Here is a 20,876-nt window from a genome sequence, read left to right on the forward strand (position 1 = left end):
AAACAGAGCCAAACGGGGATTAGCCTGCTAAAAAGCCGGCGCATCTGCTAAGATTCGCCACCTTCTGCTTGGATGCAAGCTTCAATCCGCTTTTCAAGGCTTTGGGTAATTCGATGAATGCAGTCATGATTGCAGTGCTCGTGATGGTGGCACTGTCGCTTTTGCGTGTCTCGGTGGTTTTCGCGCTGGTGGCCGGGGCGCTGGTAGGGGGGCTGGTCGGCGGGCTATCGCTGGAGGAGACGCTTGGCGCGTTCAACGACGGCGTCGGCGGCGGCGCTCAGGTGGCGCTGGCTTATGCCACGCTCGGCGCGTTTGCCGTGGCGATCTCACGCTCCGGCCTTCCGGATATGCTGGCCAACCGCCTGATTCGGCTGCTGGGCCAGGAGGCCACGGCGGCGCACCAGAGCCGGGTCAAGTGGATCCTGCTTGGTGCCGTTCTATTGATGGCGATCTTCTCGCAAAACGCCATTCCCGTGCATATCGCCTTCATTCCCATTCTGATCCCGCCGCTGCTGGCGCTGATGAACCGCTTGAAGCTCGATCGTCGGGCGGTGGCCTGCGCGCTCACGTTTGGGTTGACCGCGCCCTATATGCTGCTGCCGGTGGGCTTTGGCGCGATCTTTCTCAACGATATTCTGCTGGCCAACCTCAACAGCGCCGGTGAGCCGTTGGGACTCGACATCACCCGCTCGATGGTGCCGATGGCGATGGCCATTCCGGTCGGCGGCATGGCCATCGGCCTTCTGGTCGCGCTGTTTGTGAGCTATCGCGGCGCGCGCGGCTACGCGGAAAAAGAGGTCGCGGCGAGCACCTCGCTCGTGTCTACCGCCCCGGCCACGCCTCATGCGTTGGGGCTTGTCATGTCCGGCGTGGCGATCGTGGCCGCCCTCGGGCTTCAGCTCTATACCGGCTCGATGATTCTGGGCGGGCTCGTGGGCATCGGTGTGCTGTCGATGGGCGGCATCTTCAAGTGGCGCGAGGCGGATGACCTCTTCACCAGCGGCATGCGCATGATGGCGCTGATCGGCTTTATCATGATCTCGGCGGCGGGCTTTGCCGAGGTGATGAAAGCAACCGGCCACATCGACACGCTGGTCAACGGCGCTTTCGAGATTTTCGGCGACAACCGGGGCCTGGCCGCGCTGACCATGCTGCTGGTGGGGCTCTTCATTACGCTGGGGATCGGCTCATCGTTTTCGACCATTCCGATCATCGCCGCCATTTTCGTGCCGCTGGCGGTACAATTCGGCTTTTCGCCCATGGCCACGGTCGTACTGGTGGGCACCGCCGCCGCGCTCGGCGATGCGGGCTCGCCGGCCTCGGACTCGACCCTTGGGCCGACCTCCGGGCTCAATGTCGATGGTCAGCACGATCATATCTGGGACAGCGTGGTGCCGACCTTTTTGCACTACAACCTGCCGCTGATCGCGTTTGGCTGGCTCGGCGCCATGTGGCTCTAACAGCCCTGCGCATACAACAAAAGAGGCAGCGTCGGCTGCCTTTTTTGTGCGTGGCGTATCGCTCTGCCCTGCCTAGCGCTCCTTGGGCAGGTGCGCTTCGAACGCGCTCAACAGACCGCGCAGAAGTGACAACTCCTTACGGCTGGGCTGGGCGCGGGTAAAAAGCGTTTGAAGCTGCTCTTCGGTGCGGGCGTGGGGCTGGGTCAGAAAACCGCTTTCGCGCATTAGTCGCCCCAGGTGTACCTGGAAGTGGTCGAGCTGCTCGCGGGTGGGCGGTGTGGCCTCCACCGGGCGCTGGTAGGAAAAATCGCTTTGTGGGCGCCGGCGCCAGGCGCGGTGCACCTCATACGCCAGAATTTGAACCGCCTGGGAGAGGTTGAGAATACCGTACTCCGGGTTGGCGGGAATGCTCACCTGGTGGGTGCACTCGCGAATCTCGTCATTGGTCAGCCCCGAACGCTCGCGGCCGAACACCAGCGCCACCGGGGCGTGTTCGGCGTTCTCCACGGCGCTTTGGGCCATCTCGTCGGGCTCGTCGAAGTGCGGCAGCGGCAGGCTTCTCAGGCGAGCGCTGGCGCCAATCACCTGCACGCAATCCTGCACCGCTTCATTCAGGCTTGTGACTACGCGAGCGCTTTCGAGCACGTCCGTGGCGCTGGCGGCCAGGCGGGTCGCCTCCTCGCTTGGGAATTCACGCGGGTTGACGAGCACGAGATCAATCAGGCCCATGGTCTTCATTGCCCGCGCGGCGGCGCCAATGTTGCCGGGGTGGAAGGTATGAACGAGCACGATACGAATTCGGGAAAGCACGGCGAAAGACCTTGGCGTCTGGAAAAGCGCGCATGGTAGCACGCTTTAAAGCCCGGGCAGTACGCGTGCTGACAAGAGCTCAACGCAAAGAACCCCGCACGAGGCGGGGTTCTTTTGAGGCTAGCCGTAAAAGGCTAGCTCAAGGCGTTACAACGGGGATTGGGGGCTTACATCATGCCGCCCATGCCACCCATTCCGCCCATACCACCCATGTCCGGCGCGGCTTCTTTCTCTTCCGGATCGTCGGCAATCATGCACTCGGTGGTGATCATCAGGCCAGCGACGGAGCCTGCTGACTGCAGCGCGGTGCGGGTCACTTTCGCCGGGTCCAGTACGCCCATTTCGAACAGGTCGCCGTACTCGCTGGTTTGCGCGTTGTAGCCGAAGTTGCCTTCGCCGTCCTTCACGCGGTTGATCACGACCGCAGGCTCTTCACCGGCGTTGGTCACGATCTGACGCAGCGGCGACTGCATGGCGCGCAGGGCCATGTTGATACCGTGGTTCTGGTCTTCGTTGTCACCGGTCAGGCCCTGTACCTTGGCCATGACGCGAACCAGCGCGGTACCGCCGCCAGGTACGACGCCTTCTTCGACCGCTGCGCGAGTAGAGTGCAGCGCGTCTTCAACGCGGGCTTTCTTCTCTTTCATTTCGACTTCGGTCGCAGCACCCACACGGATAACCGCGACGCCGCCGGCGAGCTTGGCAACACGCTCCTGCAGCTTCTCCTTGTCGTAGTCCGAAGAGGTCTCTTCGATCTGCGCGCGGATTTGATTGACGCGTGCTTCGATGTCGTTTTCCTGACCGGAGCCATCGATGATGGTGGTGTTTTCCTTGGACATGGTCATGCGCTTGGCGGTACCCAGATGATCCAGGTTCGCCTGCTCGAGCGTCAGACCCACTTCTTCGGAAATCACGGTGCCGTTGGTCAGGATCGCGATGTCCTGCAGCATGGACTTGCGACGATCACCAAAGCCCGGCGCCTTGGCGGCGGCCACTTTGACGATACCGCGCATGTTGTTCACGACCAGTGTCGCCAGCGCTTCGCCTTCGATGTCTTCAGCGATGATGGCCAGCGGCTTGCCCTGCTTGGCAACGGCTTCCAGCACCGGCAACAGCTCGCGGATGTTGGAGACTTTCTTGTCGACCAGCAGGATGTACGGGTCTTCGAGTTCGACGGACATGGTGTCCTGGTTGGTGACGAAGTAGGGCGAGAGGTAGCCACGGTCGAACTGCATGCCTTCGACCACTTCCAGCTCGTCTTCGAAACCACGGCCTTCGTCGACGGTGATGACGCCTTCCTTGCCGACCTTGTCCATCGCTTCGGCGATGATTTCACCGATGCGCTTGTCGCCGTTGGCAGAGATGGTGCCGACCTGGGCGATGGACTTGGTGTCGGTGCAGGGCACGGACATCGCCTGGATTTCCTTGACCGCCGCTGCAACCGCCTGGTCGATGCCGCGCTTGAGGTCCATCGGGTTCATGCCCGCGGTCACGCCTTTCAAACCCTCGGCGACGATTGCCTGGGCCAGAACGGTAGCGGTGGTGGTGCCGTCGCCGGCGGCGTCAGAGGTCTTGGAAGCGACTTCCTTGACCATCTGCGCGCCCATGTTTTCGAACTTGTCTTTCAGTTCGATTTCCTTGGCGACAGATACACCGTCCTTGGTCACGGTCGGCGCGCCGAAGGACTTGTCCAGTACCACGTTGCGGCCTTTCGGGCCAAGCGTCACTTTTACCGCGTTGGCCAGCGTATCAACGCCGCGCGCCATACGTTTACGAGCATCATCTGAAAACTTGACTTGCTTAGCTGCCATGATCGTTACTTCCTGAATTCAAGATAAAAAGTGTGAAAGTAAATACGCGAGACAGTCGAATTAGCCTTCGACGACCGCCAGAATATCGGCTTCGCTCATGATCAGAACTTCTTCACCGTCGATTTTCTGCTTTTCGACGCCGAAGCCGTCCTTGAAGATCACGGTGTCGCCTACCTTGACGTCGAGGGCGCGAACTTCACCGTTGTCCAGAATGCGGCCGTTGCCTACCGCGAGTACTTCGCCCCGCGTGGGCTTTTCCTGGGCGTTGCCCGGTAGCACGATGCCGCCAGCGGTTTTCTGTTCTTCTTCCACGCGACGAATAACGACGCGATCGTGCAAGGGACGGATATTCATGCTCTCGTTCTCCTGAGGTTCGTCAAAGCCCGGCGGGCAATTTTTAAGTGAATTCTCGTGGCAGGGCCTCGAGAAGCGAAGGCATTTTGCCTTCATGTCAAAGGCAACCGCGTATGCCGTTGCCGAATCTGTGCTGACTCGAAAAGTGGGGGCTAGCCTGATCCTTTCAAGGCCCCGGTGACAAAAAAATTATCCCGGGCGCCTGGACTTAAGTCTAAAAACCCTCTAGCTGGATCAGCGCTGGCGCTGATCGTCGCGGCTGATGAATTCACCCTCGAGCGTGGTGGGCTCACGCTCGTCAAATCCGGCGCGGTGCTCATTTGAGCCGGCCCGCGACTCCCGGTGTGTTTGCTGGTCATGGCCAAACGGTGCCTCAGCGGTATGCGCGCCCGAGCGCTGTGACTGACCCGGCTGATAAACGCTCGCCTTGAGGCCAAACCAGGTAAACGCCCGGCCCATCAGTCGGCGGGCGTTGGGAATCAAGCACGCAAGGCCCAGAGCGTCGGAGAGAAAGCCCGGCGCCATCAATAGCGCGCCGCCGAAAATCAGCGCCGCGCCGGTGAAAAGCTCGGAAGACGGAATTTCGCCGGCCTGTAGACGCGAGCGCGCTCGTGCCAGGGTCGACACTCCTTCGCGGCGAATGAGATGAAGCCCGATAAAGCCGGTGAGGAGCACCAGTATCAACGTGGTCATTAGGCCGATATGGCTTCCCACCGAAAACAGCACGACGAAGTCGAGCAGGGTGAAAATCGATATAAACAGTAATATGGGCATGGCTGCCTCCCGCTAACGTTAGTACCCTCTATGGTGTCAAAAAACGTAAAAACAAGCAGCCACGTGTGTCATCAGCTCATCAACGCCGCTTTTGAACGTTGGATCAACTGGGGAAAAATCAAATGAACGTGGATAACAAGGTGATCGCGATTACCGGCGGGGCCCGGGGGTTGGGCCTGGCCATGGCCAAGCATTTGGGGGAGCAGGGCGCCAGCGTCGCGCTTTTGGATACGCATCGTGACACGCTCGATAAGGCCGTAGCGTCATTGAACGAGCGCGGCATTCAGGCGAAAGGGTTCGTGGTCGACGTTTCAGACGAGGCGTCGGTGATCGACGGTTTTGCCGCCATTAAGGAGGCGCTTGGCCCGGTCAGCGGCTGCGTCAATAATGCGGGGATCACTGACGATGCAATGCTGGTGAAAGCCCGGGAGGGCGCAATCGAAAAGCGCATGTCGCTCTCGGCCTGGCAACGTGTGATCGACGTGAACCTGACCGGCGCGTTTCTCTGCGGGCGCGAAGCCGCCACGCAGATGATCGAGGCGAACCACGCGGGCGTTATCGTCAATATTTCGAGTATCTCCAAAGCCGGCAACATGGGCCAGAGCAACTACGCCGCAGCCAAGGCGGGGATCCACGCGCTGAGTGTGACCTGGGGCCAGGAGCTCGCCCGTTACAATATTCGCGCCGCGACCGTCGCCCCTGGCTTCGTGGCCACCGAGATGACCGCCGCGATGCGTCCGGACATGCTCGAGCGCATCAAGAAGAGCGTGCCGCTCAAGGAGCTTGGCGAGCCGTCCCACATCGCCCAAAGCGTGGCGTTCGTGTTCGAGAACGACTACTTCACCGCCCGCATCATCGAGTGCGACGGAGGACTGCGCCTTTAACGTTCAGGCGCCGTTACGACTGCGAACACTATTGGGCCTTGTGAAGCTCGATGTCCTTGGCCCACTTCACGACGCGCTTGCGCGAGCGACGACTCACCAGGCGTTCGGTATCGATACTGGTGGGAACGAGCTGGCGGTTGGGTTCCGCGTTCATGACGAGATCGAAACGGCGTGAGGCGCCAATGGGCAGGTCTTCCGGCCCGTAAATGGCGATCACGCGGATTTCGAGCTGCAGGTTCGACTGCTCGAGAGAGCGCTGGTCGACGTCCCAGTGGTTCTGAATCTGATTGACGATCGAGCCAAAGCTTTGAAGATGGATATGATCGCCCGAGTCCAGCGGCCCCTGGTGGGTGCGGTAGCAATCTTCCTCATCGTCATCGCTTTGCTGCTGATACTCGACGATGTCCAGATGGTAGTCGTGGCTGTCGGTGTGCAAAACCGCAATGACGTGCTGAATGTAAACCGACTCGGTGCTCATATTACTGACCAGACACAGCGCATCCAGCCCAACGCCTTTACCCCGGTTGATAATCACGCGCGGACGGCGCTGGCGAGAGAAGTTGTAGTAGAGCAGTTGAGCGTAGAAAAGCCAGACGAACAGCGTACAAATACTGGTGACCGCCGAGATGGCCTGGGCGTTGTTATTGAGCCACTCCATGGCTGTATCCTTTTAACAAATGAGGGTGGGTGGATAATCTATCCGAGCGTCGATGTAAAATCCTTGATGTATGTGATGCAATGTCGTGTCAGCGGTGTGTTGGCTTTATCCTTGCGCTTCGCGAAAGCGCAGGGGACCTTTCTCAAGGGGCTTTGCTACCATAAGCGTTTGGCGGACGTGACGCACCGTTTCAATGATCCAGCAACGCATTTAGAGGTGACATCGTGATACGAAAGTGGGTGCTGGCTGTGGTCCTGATATTGGTTAGCGGCTCGGCTCTGGCGTGGAATGGTGCGCTAGGGCTCGAGAACGGGCTTTCGCATCTGCAGGTAAGAGCGTTGATCGATCTCGAACACGATCCAGCGATGGACGAACAAGGGCCCCCGGCGGTCAAACGCTATCACGCGCTCGAGGCGCCGAGAGAAGTGCATCCGGCAACCTATCTCTACACCTTCCACGATGATTGGCTGACCGAGCTGCAGGCGACGTACAAGGGCAAATATGCGCGCGCCGAGGCAGAGAGAATCCGGGATCTTTATGGCCCACCTAATACTCATGAGACCATTACGCTGGAAAGCGGTACCGATGCGGACTTCTACGTCTACATGCCGCACAACTTTAACCTGATCCGCATGGCCGATAAGATCGAGCTTACCGAGGTCGACGATGAGAGCGGCACGATGAACTCGCTAGTGGTGGACTACGCGTTTTCGCCACAATGAGAGATAGTTCGGAAAGATATAGCTTGAAAGGAGAGTCGATAAAGCCGTCAAGGGGCGTTAACCGAGTCACAACTTGGTCACATCGATTAATTCAGTAGGCTTGAAAGGAACTGCTGGAAGAGAGAAATACGAGGAAAATCAAATTGGTGCGGATGGGGAGACTCGAACTCCCACACCTTACGGCACTAGAACCTAAATCTAGCGTGTCTACCAATTCCACCACATCCGCAGAAGACGAGGCGTATGGTACCAACTTTTCGAGCAGGGTCAATACGCTAGCGCGGGTATTTTACCCGCGGGAGGGCGAAATGGCGTGGACACGTTGGGTTTTGACGGCCGGTAGCTGGCTCAAGAGGGCGCTGCCGGGCTACTGCGCTTTTTGCCTGTCGTCTCACGCGCGTATCGAGGGCTGGTGCGATGAGTGTTTTGCGCTGTTAAAGCATAACGATGCCGGCTGCCCCCGCTGTAAAGAGCCGTTAACGTCCTTCGACCATCAGACAAGCGCCCGGCTTTGCGGCCACTGCCTGAGTGCGCCGCCAGCGTTTACCGTGACCACGGCGGAATATCTTTACGACGGGGCCGTCAAGGCGCTGGTGCGCGACTTCAAGTTTCAGGCCTCGCCCCGCGCGGGGACGCTGTTGGTCGAGCTGATGCTCGCAAAGCCGCCGGCGCAGTTGGGGCAGGCGCTGCTGCCAGTACCCATGCACCCCGGCCGTGCTCGTGAGCGCGGCTTCAACCAGGCCCACTGGTTGGCCCATGAGCTTTCGCGGCGGCTCTCACTGCCCTTGCTTGGCGCCACCTGTGTCAAGCAGTTGCCCTCGCAGCGTACGCTTGGCCGCCGCCAGCGGGCGGCCAACTTGAAGGGGGCGTTTCGACTATCTGCGCCGCTGCCGGCGCACCTCACTATCATCGACGATGTCGTCACCACCGGCGCGACCGCCCACGAACTCGCGCGGCTGGCGCTTGAGCAGGGCGCTGAACGGGTCGACCTTTGGGCGCCGGCGCGGACGCCGCTGGGCAACAGCTGATAGAATCCAAGTTTTGTTCAGGAACTCTCTTATGGTCGATGCGATGGCCAATGCCACGGCCCATGACTTTAGCGCGCTTTCCCCGGACGTCGTCATGTCTGCCGTGGAATCCGTCGGTGTCTATCCGGCCGTCGAGCCCTTCGCGCTCAACAGCTACGAAAACCGCGTGCTGATGTTTCAGGACGACGACCGAGCGCGCTGGGTGGTGAAGTTTTACCGCCCGGCGCGCTGGTCAAACGCGGCGATCCAGGAAGAGCACGATTTTCTCACCGAGCTCGACCGGGCTCGTGTGCCGGTAAGCGCCCCCTGGCGCAATGACGAAGGCCAATCGCTTTTCGAGTATCAAGGGCTTCGCTTTGCCCTGTTTCGCCAGTGCGCCGGGCAGGCGCCGGAGCTCGACAACCCGGCGCACCTCTTTGCGCTTGGTGAAGCGCTGGGGGCGCTTCACGAGCAGGGCGCCCAGCGCGTTTTCGTGCATCGCCACACGTTCGACGTCGACGCCGACATCGAGGATGCAAGGGGACGGGTGCTGGCAAGCGACCGGCTCGATGCGCAGCAGCGCCGGGCCTATTCGAGCGCGGTCGATAAAACCCTGACCGCGCTTGCGCGCTGCGACTGGGCCAGCGCTCCCTTGATTCGCATCCACGGCGACTGCCATCTTGGCAACGTACTTGGCCGCGATGAGCACTTTACGCTGGTGGATTTCGACGACGCCATGATGGCGCCGGCGATTCAGGACGTCTGGATGCTTCTGCCCGAGGACGAGCAGGGGTGGCAGGCGAGGCTAAGCGAGGTCGTCGAAGGCTACGAGCAGAGCCGGCCCTTTCCGAGCGAGCAGTTAACGCTCATCGAGCCGCTGCGCGCCTACCGGCTGATTCGCTACACCGCCTGGCTCGTGTCGCGCTGGAGCGATCCGGCCTTTCCCCGCGCCTTTCCCTGGGTGGGCGATAACGGCTACTGGGATCAGCACATTCGCCAGCTCGAACAGCAGCTGTTGCAGCTCGAGCAGCCGCGCTGGCTGGCTTGACGTTTTACCGCTCGATGTCGGGATGTGGATGTTTCGTCACGCTTTTTGAACGGCTTGACTCTGCCTTCCCCGCGCCGGGTAGGGTAAAATGCGCCCAGCATACTGCTTATCTATTCACTGCTGTCCGAAAGCCAGGTTGAACGAGGCTCATCATGACCGATGACATTGCAAAGAACTATCGCGACATTATTACCGCGCTCGGCGAGGACCCCGACCGGGAAGGACTGCGCGATACCCCGACCCGTGCCGCCAAGGCGATGCAGTTTCTCAATGCGGGTTATAAAACGTCATTGGACGAAATCATCAACAACGCCGTATTCGAGTCGCAGACCGACGAAATGGTGCTGGTGAAAGACATCGAGCTCTACTCGATGTGCGAGCATCACCTTTTGCCGTTCATCGGCAAGTGCCACATTGCTTACCTGCCGGATGGCAAGGTGCTCGGGCTCTCCAAGTTCGCGCGTATCGTCGACATGTACGCCCGGCGCATGCAGATCCAGGAGAACCTGACCCGCGAGATCGCCGAAACGGTGCAGGAAGTGACCGGTGCCAAGGGCGTGGGCGTGGTGATCGAGGCGCGTCATCTGTGCATGATGATGCGCGGGGTCGAAAAGCAGAACTCCAGTATGACCACCTCGGTCATGCTCGGGCGCTTTAGAAGCAGTCAGGCCACGCGCCAGGAGTTTTTGACTTTGGTTAACTGAGTCGGCTTGGCCTTACGAAAATGTGCGATGGGTCGGGTAAACATTTGGTCAAACGCATCGATTCGTCCTAGCATGACATGTTTAGCTCGATAGAGAGTTTGGCCAATAGCGACCACCTTTCGGTCAGGAGTATGTCATGGAAGCGCTCAAGGAAACCGAACTGTACTGCCCCTTTGCCTATATCGACGGCAGCTGGGTCGCCGCGGACAGCGGCGAGCAGATCAACGTCATCAATCCGGCGACCGGCGAGAGCATGGGAGACATGCCGCGTCTGGGCCGGGCGGAAACCGAGCGTGCGATCGACGCCGCCGATCGCGCGCTCCCCGCCTGGCGGGCGATGACCGCCCAGGAGCGTTCGGATCTGCTGTTCAAATGGTTCGATCTGATGATGGAGCATCAGCACGATCTGGCCGTTTTGATGACCCATGAGCAGGGCAAGCCGGTCAAGGAAGCCGAAGGCGAGATCGCTTACGCGGCGAGCTTCATTCGCTGGTTTGCCGAAGAGGCAAGGCGCATCTACGGCGAAACCATTCCGGCCACGAGCGCCAACCAGCGCATCGTGGTGACCAAACAGCCGGTCGGCGTGGTCGGCGCCATCACTCCCTGGAATTTCCCGGCCGCCATGATTACCCGCAAAGCGGGCGCGGCGCTGGCCGCTGGCTGTACCATCGTGGTCAAGCCCGCCAGCCAAACGCCGTTTTCCGCCACCGCACTTGCGCTTTTGGCCGAGCGTGCGGGCATTCCCCGGGGGGTGTTCAACGTGGTGCCGGGGAGCGCCAGCGAGATCGCCGCAGCGCTGACCGAGTCCCCCAAGGTCCGCAAGATCACTTTCACCGGCTCCACTGAGGTGGGCCGCGACCTGATGGCCAAGGCCTCTCAACACATCCAGAAAATTTCGCTGGAGCTGGGCGGTAATGCGCCGTTCATCGTGTTCGAGGATGCGGACCTGGACGCCGCTGTCGAAGGCGCCATGGCGGCCAAGTTTCGCAACGCCGGCCAAACCTGCGTCTGTACCAACCGTTTTCTGGTGCAGTCCAGCGTCATCAACGCCTTCTGTGAAAAGCTCGCGGCGGCGATGAACAGCGAATTGCACGTCGGTGATGGCACAAAACCCGACATCAACATCGGCCCGCTGATCGACGATAACGCGGTCAAGAAGGTGAGCGAGCACGTTCAGGACGCGGTGGACAAGGGCGGCGAGCTGCTGCTCGGCGGTCAGCCGCATCCGCTCGGTGGTAATTTCTTCACCCCGACGCTGATCAGCTTCGCTAACGACTCGATGAAAGTGGCCCGTGAAGAGACGTTCGGCCCGCTGGCGGCGGTCTTTCCTTTCGATGACGAAGAGACCGCCATCGAAATGGCCAACGATACCCAGTACGGACTTGCCTCCTACTTCTATTCGAAGGATCTGGCGCGCGTTTGGCGGGTCGCCGAGGCGCTGGAGTACGGCATGGTCGGTATCAACACCGGTTTGATCTCCAACGCGGCGGCACCGTTTGGCGGCGTGAAGGCGTCGGGCCTGGGTCGAGAGGGCGGTCATCAGGGCCTGGAGGAGTACCTGGAGACCAAGTATCTGTGTATCGATCTGGGAAACTGACGTTCGATACTGCTTTCTCGATGAAAAAAGCCCGGGCATTCGCCCGGGCTTTTTGATTTAGCGGTATCGCGCGCGGCGATGTCGCTTGGCTCAGCGCCACGTTAGTGGCGGAAGTGGCGCATGCCGGTAAAGACCATGGCGATATCGGCCTCATCGGCGGCGTCGATCACCTCCTGGTCGCGCATGGAGCCGCCGGGCTGGATCACAGCGGTGATACCGGCCTTCGCCGCGGCATCGATGCCGTCGCGGAAGGGAAAGAAGGCATCAGACGCCATGACCGAGCCGGGCACCGTAAGGCCTTCATCTTCGGCCTTGATACCGGCAATTTTGGCCGAATAAACGCGGCTCATCTGGCCCGCGCCCACGCCGATGGTCTGGCCATTTTTGGCATAGACGATGGCGTTGGATTTGACGAACTTCGCCACGCGCCAGGCGAAGAGCAAGTCACTCAGCTCCTGCTCGGTGGGGGCACGCTTGCTCACCACGGTCAGCTCGTCGCGGGTGACGCTGCCCTGGTCGAGCTCCTGTACCAGCAGACCGCCGTTGACACGCTTGTAGTCCAACGCTGCGCCCGGGTGTGCTCCAGTCAGCGGCGCGACTTCCAGAAGGCGCACGTTCTTTTTCGCCGCGACGATCTCGGCCGCTTCATCGCTGATGCCGGGGGCGATGATCACCTCGACGAACTGGCGATCGACGATCGCCCTTGCGGTGTCGGCATCGAGCGCCACGTTGAAGGCGATGATGCCGCCAAAGGCACTGGTCGGGTCGGTGGCGAACGCCTTGTCGTAGGCCTCGAGCGCCGTGGCACCGGTGGCTACGCCGCAGGGGTTGGCGTGTTTGACGATCACGCACGCGGTTTCATCGAACGCCTTGACCGCCTCGAAGGCCGCGTCGGTATCCGCCACGTTGTTGTAGGAGAGCGGCTTGCCCTGGCGAATCACGGCGGTGGCCACGCTCGGCTCGCTGGCATCGGGGTCGATGTAGAACGCCGCCTGCTGATGCGGGTTCTCGCCGTAGCGCATGTCCTGTTTCTTTTCGAGCTGCAGATTGAAGGTGCGGGCGAACGCGGCGTCGCTGTCGCTGACCTTGCGACCCAGGTAGTTGGCAATGGCGCCATCGTAGCTGGCGGTATGCTCGAAGGCCCTGACCGCCAGGTCGAAGCGAGTGGCGTCGCTTACCGCGCCGTTTTGGACGGCCATTTCACCGAGTACGCGGGCGTAGTCGTCGGCGTTGACGACGATGGTGGTGTAGGCGTGGTTCTTGGCGCAGGCACGCACCATCGTCGGCCCGCCGATATCGATATTCTCGATGGCGTCCATCAGGGTGCAGTCGTCGCGGGCGACGGTCGCGGCGAAGGGGTAAAGATTCACCACCACCATGTCGATCGGGTCGATGTCGTTTTCGGCCATTACCGCATCGTCCTGGCCGCGGCGGGCCAGAATGCCGCCGTGAATTTTCGGGTGCAGGGTCTTGACGCGGCCGTCCATGATTTCGGGAAAGCCGGTATGCTCGGACACTTCCTGAACCTCGACGCCGTTTTCCTGCAAGAGGCGGAAGGTGCCACCGGTGGAGAGCAGGGCGACGCCTTGCTCGACCAGCCCTTTGGCGAAGTCGACGATGCCGGTTTTATCGGAGACGCTGAGAAGGGCGCGGCGAACGGGGGTGGGGGTGCTATCTGCCATTGGGGTGCTCATGGAAGTTAGGGATAAAAAGAGTCAGGGATTAAAAACGACGACGCCCCACTCAAGGGGCGTCACTTTCAATAAGACCGTACTGCTTGAGTTTTTTGCGCAGCGTACCGCGGTTAAGGCCCAGCACGTCGGCGGCGCGAGTCTGGTTGCCGTCGGTGTGATCCATCACGCAGGCCAGAAGCGGCGCCTCTACTTCGGCCATCACCATGGCGTACAGATCAGTTGCCTGACTGCCATCGAGATGCTCGAAGTAACGGCGCATCGCGCTCTCTACGGCTTCTCTGAGCGGCTGAGGTGGCTCCTGCGCCCCTGAAGGCGGATGGCCAAGCGGGGTCAATTCGCTGTTCATCAAGAAACGTTCGTTCATGCAGCATGGCTTCCTTTAGCGAGCAGGTGCGCCGCGGCGTCTGGTGTCATTGCTTTGTCGATCCATTCGAACTGGGCCTGTGGCGTACCGAGCGCGTTGAATTGTTGTTTTAGGGTCTTGCGTTGGGCGCTATCAAAGCGCGTATCCTCATCGAGGTACCAGCCAAGGTGTTTGCGCGCGATGCGAACGCCCATGGTATCGCCATAGAAGGCGTGCAGGGCCTTTATATGTTCATCGAGTACGTCGCGCCGGGTGGCAAGCGGCGGCGTCTCGAGCCGCTCGCCGTACGCCAGGTAGTGATTGATCTGCTCGAAAATCCACGGGTTACCCTGTGCGGCGCGACCGACCATCAGCGCGTCGGCGCCGGTGTGGCGCAAAACGAACGCGGCCTTCTCTGGCGAGGTGATATCCCCGTTGGCGATCACGGGAATCGACAGCCTTGATTTGACCTCGGCGATGGTGTCGTACTCGGCCAATCCAGTATAGCGCTGTTCGCGGTGACGGCCATGGATCGCCAGCGCCTGAATGCCGCTGGATTCGGCAAGCCTGGCAACGGCCAGCGCGTTGTTGGAGTCGGCACACCAGCCGGTGCGAATCTTGAGCGTCACCGGAATGTCCACCGCGCCGACTACGGCCTCGAGAATCTCGGCGACCAGCGCCTCATCACGCATCAGTGCCGAGCCTGCTGCCTTGTTGCACACTTTTTTGGCCGGACACCCCATATTGATATCGATCACCTGGGCGCCGAGCTCGGCATTGAGCCTCGCGGCATTGGCGAGCATCGCGGCGTCACCGCCAGCGATCTGCACCACGCGAGGTGAGGGCTCGCCCTGATGATCCATGCGCAGGCGCGATTTACGGGTGTTCCAAAGCGAGGGGTCGGCGGTGACCATCTCGCCCACGACCCAGCCCGCGCCAAGGCGCCGGCAGAGCCTGCGAAACGGGCGGTCGGTCACGCCAGCCATTGGCGCCAGCATGACCGGGCTTTGCAGCTGGTAGTCGCCGATGGTCAAAAGCGTTGAAGAAGGTCGCGTCATGGTGTTGGTATCGAGCAAGCGGTAGGCGCATTAAAGGGGCGTATGATACGCCGCAGCGCCGCGAGCGTGAAGGCCATGCGGCAATTAACCCGGGCGCTTGCCGGTCAGCCGCACCCAGCCTTCCCTGAGGGCCGGCTCGTCGATCACGATGCCTTCGGCCTCGTAGGCTTTCACCACGTCATCGGCCTGGTTGGCCAGAATGCCGGAGAGGGCGATACGCCCGCCGGGCGCCACGTAACCTGCGATGGTGGGCGCGAGCTCGACCAGGGGGCCGGCCAGGATATTGGCGGTCACCACGGGGTAGCCTTCACCTTCGAGCTGCTCCGGGTAGTAAAGCGAGAGCCTTTCCTCGGCGATGGCGTTGCGTTCGGCGTTTTCGCGGCTGGCCTGAAGCGCCTGGGGATCGATATCGGTGCCGTCGGCGCGGGCTGCGCCCAGTTTGAGCGCGGCGATGGCGAGAATTCCCGAGCCGCAGCCAACGTCGAGCACGGTCTTGTCATCGAGTTGCCCCTCGACGGCCAGGCCATCGAGCCACTCGAGACACAGCGCGGTGGTGGCGTGAGTACCGGTGCCGAAGGCCAGGCCCGGGTCGAGAATCAGGTTAACCGCCTGGGGCTCAGGCGGCTCGTGCCAGCTCGGCACGATCCAGAGCCGCTCGCCCATTTTGAGCGGCGAGAAGTCGTCCATCCACTCGCGCTCCCAGTCACGATCGGCCAAGAGCTCGTATTCGATGGCGGGGCACGCCTCGCCAGGCATCTGTTCCGCCCAGGCCGCTTCGATACGACCAAGCATCGCATCGACCCCTTCGAGATCGTCGTAAAGGCCGGTCAAAATGGTTTCCTGCCACAGCGGGGTGGTGCCGCGGTCGGGTTCGAACACCGGATCGTCCTCGGCGTCCTGAAGGCCAATGGCCGTGGCGCCTTCTTCCAGCAAAAGCTCTTCGAGCAGTTCTGCCTGCTCCGGGGCAACGTGGGCGCGAAGCTGTAGCCAGGGCATGGCACTCTCCGAAAATGGGGTCGAAATGGGATCGGGATAAACGATAACGGGGTGGCCAGGCCACCCCGTGTCAAGCACGCGCAGGGATTAGCTGCTGAGCTTTTTCTCGAGATAGTGAATATTGACGCCGCCCTGGCGGAAGTAGCTATCGCGCACCAGGTCTTTTTGCAGGTCGATATTGGTCTTGATGCCTTCCACCAGCAGCTCGTCCAACGCGTTACGCATGCGCGTCAGCGCCGTATCGCGGCTTGCGCCCCAGGTGATCAGCTTGCCGATCAGCGAGTCGTAGTGGGGCGGTACGCTGTAGCCGGTGTACATGTGCGAGTCCATGCGCACGCCCAGGCCCCCCGGGGCGTGGAACAGCGTGACCTTGCCAGGCGAGGGCATGAACGTGCGCGCATCCTCGGCGTTGATCCGACACTCGAAGGCGTGGCCGTTGATCTGCACGTCATCCTGGGAAATCGACAGCGGCAAGCCCGAGGCGATCAGCAGCTGCTCCTTGACGATATCGACACCGGTGACCATTTCGGTGACCGGGTGTTCGACCTGCACGCGAGTGTTCATCTCGATAAAGAAGAACTCGCCGTCTTCGTAGAGAAACTCGAAAGTGCCGGCGCCGCGGTAGCCGATCTCGATGCAGGCGTCACGACACGCTTGCAGCACCTTGGCGCGCGCCTCGGGGTCGATGCCCGGTGCCGGGGCCTCTTCCAGTACCTTCTGGTGGCGGCGCTGAAGCGAGCAGTCGCGATCATAGAGATGAATGGCGTTGCCCTGACCGTCGGCCAGTACCTGGACTTCCACGTGGCGCGGACGCTCGAGGAACTTCTCCATGTACACCGTGCCGTCGCCGAACGCGGCGCTGGCTTCGGTGCGCGTCACGGTGATCGCCGAGAGCAGGTGCCCTTCGGTGTGCACCACGCGCATACCGCGACCGCCGCCGCCAGCGGCGGCCTTGATGATCACCGGGTAGCCGATGCGCTTGGCGGTCGCCAGATTGGCGGCATCGTCGTCGCCCAGTGGGCCGTCGGAGCCGGGCACGGTCGGCACGCCCGCCGCCTTCATCGACTCGATGGCGCTGACCTTGTCACCCATCAGGCGGATGGTCTCGGCGCGCGGGCCGATGAAGGTGAAACCGGAGCGCTCGACCTGCTCGGCGAAGTTGGCGTTTTCGGACAAAAAGCCGTAGCCGGGGTGTATGGCGCTCGAGTCGGTGACCTCGGCGGCGCTGATCAGCGCCGGAATGTTGAGGTAGGACTGCGCCGACGGCGCCGGCCCAATGCAGACCGCTTCGTCGGCCAGACGCACGTGCATCAGATCCCGGTCGGCCTTGGAGTGCACCGCCACGGTCTTGATTCCGAGTTCTTTACAGGCGCGAAGTATGCGCAGGGCAATCTCGCCGCGATTCGCGATAAGTACCTTGTCCAGCATGGGAGAATCCACCCGTATTGAAATGAAAGAGTTAAGCGATGACGACCATGGGCTGGTCGAATTCCACCGGCTCGCCGTCTTCCACCAGGATGGCCTCTACCACGCCGTCGCGATCGGCTTCGATCTGGTTCATCATTTTCATCGCCTCGACGATGCACACCGTATCGCCCTGTTTGACAGTATCGCCCACTTCGACGAAGGACTTCGCACCCGGCGCCGGGCTTCTGTAGAACGTGCCGACCATGGGCGAGTTGACCGCTTCGCCGCGATAGCTTTTGGCCGGCGCTTCTGCGCTCGCGTCACCGCCGGAAGCGGGCGCGGCGGGGGCCGGCGCGGGCTGGGCGTGACTCGGGTAGCCATACTGCGGCATTGGCTGGGGCTGCCAGGTCGAACCGTCCGGGTGGCGGCTAATGCGTACCGACTCTTCCCCTTCCTGAATCTCGATCTCGCTGATGTTGGACTCTTCAAGCAGTTCGATCAGTTTTTTAACCTTGCGAATATCCATTGCTGGGCCCCGGTAGTAGTGAACAGTGAATAAAGGCGCCCTGACGAGCCCTCGAAGGGCACGCCAAAGGGCGCAGTAAACCAAACGATAAAACCAACGAAAGGCGACACGTTAACGAACGTTACAGGCCTTTATGCCTTAAAACCGCCGCTAATGCCATTGGGAGCGGAGTTTGCCGAAAAACGCCGGCGTTGTCCAGCGTACGGCTCTCGATGGGGGCGGCCGCTGCGGCGCCAGGAATCAGTACTGCTTGAAAACGAGGGCGCCAGGAGTACGACGGTTTGCATCAGGCGCTCGGTCTCGTGTTTAAAGCGCGTTTGAGTGAAGAAAGGTGCTCGGCAAGCGCTTTTGCATCGACTTCGCCTTGAATACGCGCCTGGCGAATTTCGCGGCCACCGTCGAAAAACAGCAGGCTCGGGGGGCCGAACAGATCGAAGGCCTCTAAAGCAGCGCGAGTGTTGGGCGTCGTCTGCGTAACGTCGACCTCGATCAGCGCCATGTCCTTGAGGGCGTCGATCACGCGTGGGTCGGGGTAGACATCGCGCTCCATCAGCTTGCAGGAGATACACCAGTCGGCGGTGAAGTGAACGAACGCGAGTCGTTCGTCGCTTCGTGCGAGTGCTTCGTTGAGTCCGTCGAGTCCCTCGACGCTCTCGAAGGCGCGCGCCTCAAGGCTTTGGCCAGGCGAGAACGATGAAGCAGCGTGATCCAGCGGGCGCAGCGGGTCACCGCCGCCGGCGGCGGCGCCCAGCACCAGCGCGCCACCCCACACCAGCAGCATCAGCCCCAGGGTTTGGCGCGCCCGCGCCCAGCCGTCGGCGGCGCGCGCAAGCGCCCCAAGCGTCAGGGCGGTGGAAATGGCCAGCGCCGCCCAGAGCAGCAGCGCCAGCGGTGGGGCGATCAAACGCTCGACCATCCAGATGGCCACCCCAAACAGCAATAGCCCAAACGCGGTCTTGACCCCGTTCATCCAGGCGCCGGAGCGCGGCAGAAGCGTCGTGCCGAAGGTACCGACCAGCAGTAGCGGAAGCCCCATGCCAAGCCCGAGGGTAAACAGCACCGCTGCGCCCATCAACGCGTCACCGGTACTCGAGATGAACACCAGCGCCCCGGCCAGCGGCGCGGTCACGCACGGCGATACCACCAGTACCGACAGCGCCCCGGCAAGCGCAAGCCCCATCGGCCCGCTTTGCTGCGCACGCGACTGCCAGCGCTCGACCCGGTGGGCGAGTTTGGGCGAAAGGCTCAGGTTGAACGCGCCCAGCATGGCCATTGCGAACAGGGTGAAAAGAGCGGCAAAGCCGATCAGCACCGGCGGCGATTGAAGCCTTGCCTGCAAATTGAGGCCAGCGCCGAAAAGCCCCATCAGTACGCCCACGAGCGCGTAGGTCATCGCCATGCCCAGCACATAGCTCAGCGAAAGCATAAAGGCGCGCGGCCGGCTCGGATTCTGGCCGACGATGATCGACGAGAGGATCGGCAGCATCGGCAGCACGCAGGGCGTGAAGGTCAGCCCGATACCGGCCAAAAGGAAAAGACCGAGCGCCAGCGGCAGGCTCGCCTCGCTGATCAGCGCGCTAAAGTGCCCGTCCTCGCTTTGCACTGCGCCAAAATCCACCGGTGTATCGATGGGGGCGGCGGTGTCGCTTTCGGCGAGGGCATCGGCAAAGGCGGGGGGCGCGGTGGTTTGCGCCGCCTCGAGCGTGATCTGCTCCGGCGGATAGCAAAGCCCCGCATCGGCGCAGCCCTGAAAGCGAAACTCGAGCGACATCGGCCCGTCAAGCGCCTCGACCAGCGGCGCCTGGAACACCAACTGATGCCGGAACACCTGGGCTTCGCCCATAAACTCATCGGTGTGCGCTTCGCCCTGGGGAATCTGGAGCGATTCGAGGCCGTTGCCTTCAAGGTCAAGCTGATGGCGGTAAAGATAGTAGCCATCGGCGATGTCGACGCCGACGTAAACCCGCTCGCCGTCGTGCCAGGCCTGGCTTTCGAATGCCTCGAGTACCGGGAGAAAGTCGGACTGGCCGCTGCTGGAAAAAAACTGCGCCTGAGCACTCAGCGGGGCTATCAGCAAAAGAAGACAAAGTAAGCGTTTGATCGATAACACGGCGGCTTCCTGAAAACGTACCCGGCCAAAATAGCAGACCGGAGACGGTGAGCGTAGCGACTGCGGTGACGTGACGCGCCGATAGACGCTGGCACTTCAACGAAAGAAGCCGCCCGAAGGCGGCTTCTTTCACGGTGGACCAACGAGGGGTTACGCTTTCTCGTAGGCCGACACGGATTTTTCGATCGCCTTGCGCGCGGCCTCGACCCCTTCCCAGGACTCGACCTTGACCCATTTGCCTTTTTCGAGATCCTTGTAGTTTTCGAAAAAGTGGGCAATCTGCTGGCGAAGCAGTTCCGGCAGGTCAGTGACTTCCTGCACGTCGTCGTAAAGCGTGCTCAGTTTGGGATGCGGCACGCAGACGAGCTTGGCGTCTTCGCCGGCTTCGTCGGTCATGTTCAGGATGCCGACGGGGCGAGCGCGAATGATGCTGCCGGGCGCGACCGGATGCGGTGTGACGACCAGCGCGTCCAGCGGGTCGCCGTCGTCAGCCAAAGTGTGCGGAATGAAGCCGTAGTTGGCCGGGTAAAACATCGGCGTTGCCATGAAGCGGTCAACCAGCAGCGCGCCCATATCCTTGTCGATTTCGTACTTGATCGGCGCGTGGTTAGCCGGAATTTCGATTGCCACGTAAATATCGTTGGGCAGATCCTTTCCAGCGGGAATGTGGTCGAAGTTCATTTTCAATCCTTGGCTTTTGACGTGCGTGATTCAAGCGGTGGTTTAGTTGATGGTTTAAGCGATTGATGTCTTGCGTAATTGTGACGAATTATACGAACAAGCGCCGCTGATTACCAATTCAACGACGCTCGAACACCAAATTTCACGCCTCGATTAGACGTCGCTGCCGCCTTCGAGAAGGCAAGAGGGACGTTTGGCGATACCGAGGATCAATGGGGCATCGCAACCATAG

At 61.2% G+C, this 20,876-nt stretch carries 20 protein-coding genes and 1 tRNA gene; 7 read left to right on the plus strand and 14 right to left on the minus strand.

What is annotated here, in order from left to right; translation table 11 throughout:
• The first annotated feature begins 113 nt into the window (after positions 1 to 113).
• Positions 114 to 1,460 carry a Na+/H+ antiporter family protein gene (locus tag OCT39_RS08385; protein ID WP_263587194.1) on the plus strand — a complete coding sequence of 449 codons (1,347 nt, stop codon included), beginning with the start codon at positions 114 to 116 and terminating at the stop codon, positions 1,458 to 1,460.
• A gap of 72 nt (positions 1,461 to 1,532) precedes the next feature.
• On the opposite strand, the gene OCT39_RS08390 is transcribed toward OCT39_RS08385, so the two are convergent.
• From OCT39_RS08390 to OCT39_RS08405, 4 genes are all read right to left on the minus strand, one after another.
• Positions 1,533 to 2,270: an RNA methyltransferase gene (locus OCT39_RS08390; protein ID WP_263587195.1), complete on the minus strand. Its 738-nt coding sequence runs from the start codon at positions 2,268 to 2,270 to the stop codon at positions 1,533 to 1,535.
• Between the two features lie 167 nt (positions 2,271 to 2,437).
• Positions 2,438 to 4,081 (minus strand): chaperonin GroEL, encoded by a 1,644-nt coding sequence (gene groL, locus OCT39_RS08395; RefSeq protein ID WP_252108657.1) that lies wholly within the window; start codon positions 4,079 to 4,081, stop codon positions 2,438 to 2,440.
• A gap of 60 nt (positions 4,082 to 4,141) precedes the next feature.
• The gene (locus tag OCT39_RS08400; protein ID WP_252108658.1) at positions 4,142 to 4,435 is read right to left on the minus strand and encodes a co-chaperone GroES; all 294 of its coding nucleotides are present in this window, start codon (positions 4,433 to 4,435) and stop codon (positions 4,142 to 4,144) included.
• Positions 4,436 to 4,669: 234 nt separating this feature from the next.
• Positions 4,670 to 5,209 (minus strand): FxsA family protein, encoded by a 540-nt coding sequence (locus OCT39_RS08405; RefSeq protein WP_263587196.1) that lies wholly within the window; start codon positions 5,207 to 5,209, stop codon positions 4,670 to 4,672.
• Between the two features lie 122 nt (positions 5,210 to 5,331).
• Here OCT39_RS08405 and OCT39_RS08410 point away from each other — a divergent pair, with 122 nt between their 5' ends.
• On the plus strand, positions 5,332 to 6,093 hold the full coding sequence (locus OCT39_RS08410; protein WP_263587197.1) for an SDR family NAD(P)-dependent oxidoreductase: 762 nt from the start codon (positions 5,332 to 5,334) through the stop codon (positions 6,091 to 6,093).
• A 28-nt stretch (positions 6,094 to 6,121) separates the two neighbouring features.
• Here the strand turns inward: OCT39_RS08410 and OCT39_RS08415 are convergent, their stop codons facing one another.
• The gene (locus tag OCT39_RS08415) at positions 6,122 to 6,751 is read right to left on the minus strand and encodes a hypothetical protein (protein WP_263587198.1); all 630 of its coding nucleotides are present in this window, start codon (positions 6,749 to 6,751) and stop codon (positions 6,122 to 6,124) included.
• 224 nt (positions 6,752 to 6,975) lie between these two features.
• On the opposite strand from OCT39_RS08415, the gene OCT39_RS08420 reads away from it, so the two are divergent.
• On the plus strand, positions 6,976 to 7,473 hold the full coding sequence (locus tag OCT39_RS08420; RefSeq protein WP_263587199.1) for a hypothetical protein: 498 nt from the start codon (positions 6,976 to 6,978) through the stop codon (positions 7,471 to 7,473).
• A 144-nt stretch (positions 7,474 to 7,617) separates the two neighbouring features.
• Here OCT39_RS08420 and OCT39_RS08425 read toward each other — a convergent pair.
• Positions 7,618 to 7,702 (minus strand) — tRNA-Leu (locus OCT39_RS08425).
• Between the two features lie 79 nt (positions 7,703 to 7,781).
• On the opposite strand from OCT39_RS08425, the gene OCT39_RS08430 reads away from it, so the two are divergent.
• From OCT39_RS08430 to OCT39_RS08445, 4 genes are all read left to right on the plus strand, one after another.
• Positions 7,782 to 8,501, plus strand: a complete 720-nt coding sequence (locus OCT39_RS08430; protein WP_263587200.1) for a ComF family protein — start codon at positions 7,782 to 7,784, stop codon at positions 8,499 to 8,501.
• 31 nt (positions 8,502 to 8,532) lie between these two features.
• Positions 8,533 to 9,528, plus strand: coding sequence for a serine/threonine protein kinase (locus tag OCT39_RS08435; protein WP_263587201.1), 996 nt, complete (start codon positions 8,533 to 8,535; stop codon positions 9,526 to 9,528).
• A gap of 152 nt (positions 9,529 to 9,680) precedes the next feature.
• Complete coding sequence (gene folE, locus OCT39_RS08440) at positions 9,681 to 10,232, plus strand: GTP cyclohydrolase I FolE (protein ID WP_263587202.1); 552 nt, start codon at positions 9,681 to 9,683, stop codon at positions 10,230 to 10,232.
• A gap of 136 nt (positions 10,233 to 10,368) precedes the next feature.
• Entirely contained in the window at positions 10,369 to 11,829 is a 1,461-nt protein-coding gene (locus tag OCT39_RS08445; protein ID WP_263587203.1) for an NAD-dependent succinate-semialdehyde dehydrogenase, read from the plus strand.
• A 101-nt stretch (positions 11,830 to 11,930) separates the two neighbouring features.
• Here OCT39_RS08445 and purH read toward each other — a convergent pair whose 3' ends face one another.
• From purH to ppa, 8 genes are all read right to left on the minus strand, one after another.
• Entirely contained in the window at positions 11,931 to 13,511 is a 1,581-nt protein-coding gene (gene purH / locus OCT39_RS08450) for a bifunctional phosphoribosylaminoimidazolecarboxamide formyltransferase/IMP cyclohydrolase (protein WP_263587204.1), read from the minus strand.
• A gap of 61 nt (positions 13,512 to 13,572) precedes the next feature.
• Positions 13,573 to 13,887 carry a DNA-binding transcriptional regulator Fis gene (gene fis, locus OCT39_RS08455; RefSeq protein WP_263587205.1) on the minus strand — a complete coding sequence of 105 codons (315 nt, stop codon included), beginning with the start codon at positions 13,885 to 13,887 and terminating at the stop codon, positions 13,573 to 13,575.
• The gene (gene dusB / locus OCT39_RS08460; protein WP_263587206.1) at positions 13,884 to 14,924 is read right to left on the minus strand and encodes a tRNA dihydrouridine synthase DusB; all 1,041 of its coding nucleotides are present in this window, start codon (positions 14,922 to 14,924) and stop codon (positions 13,884 to 13,886) included. Before dusB ends, fis begins: the two co-directional genes overlap by 4 nt.
• A gap of 84 nt (positions 14,925 to 15,008) precedes the next feature.
• Positions 15,009 to 15,920, minus strand: a complete 912-nt coding sequence (gene prmA / locus OCT39_RS08465; RefSeq protein WP_263587207.1) for a 50S ribosomal protein L11 methyltransferase — start codon at positions 15,918 to 15,920, stop codon at positions 15,009 to 15,011.
• Between the two features lie 87 nt (positions 15,921 to 16,007).
• Positions 16,008 to 17,348, minus strand: a complete 1,341-nt coding sequence (gene accC / locus OCT39_RS08470) for an acetyl-CoA carboxylase biotin carboxylase subunit (protein WP_263587208.1) — start codon at positions 17,346 to 17,348, stop codon at positions 16,008 to 16,010.
• Positions 17,349 to 17,379: 31 nt separating this feature from the next.
• Positions 17,380 to 17,853 carry an acetyl-CoA carboxylase biotin carboxyl carrier protein gene (gene accB, locus OCT39_RS08475; protein WP_263587209.1) on the minus strand — a complete coding sequence of 158 codons (474 nt, stop codon included), beginning with the start codon at positions 17,851 to 17,853 and terminating at the stop codon, positions 17,380 to 17,382.
• A 286-nt stretch (positions 17,854 to 18,139) separates the two neighbouring features.
• Positions 18,140 to 19,963 (minus strand): protein-disulfide reductase DsbD, encoded by a 1,824-nt coding sequence (dsbD, locus tag OCT39_RS08480; RefSeq protein ID WP_263587210.1) that lies wholly within the window; start codon positions 19,961 to 19,963, stop codon positions 18,140 to 18,142.
• A gap of 150 nt (positions 19,964 to 20,113) precedes the next feature.
• Entirely contained in the window at positions 20,114 to 20,644 is a 531-nt protein-coding gene (gene ppa, locus OCT39_RS08485) for an inorganic diphosphatase (RefSeq protein WP_263587211.1), read from the minus strand.
• Between the last annotated feature and the right edge of the window lie 232 nt (positions 20,645 to 20,876).

This window comes from Halomonas sp. GD1P12 (assembly GCF_025725645.1).
Lineage (GTDB): Bacteria > Pseudomonadota > Gammaproteobacteria > Pseudomonadales > Halomonadaceae > Vreelandella.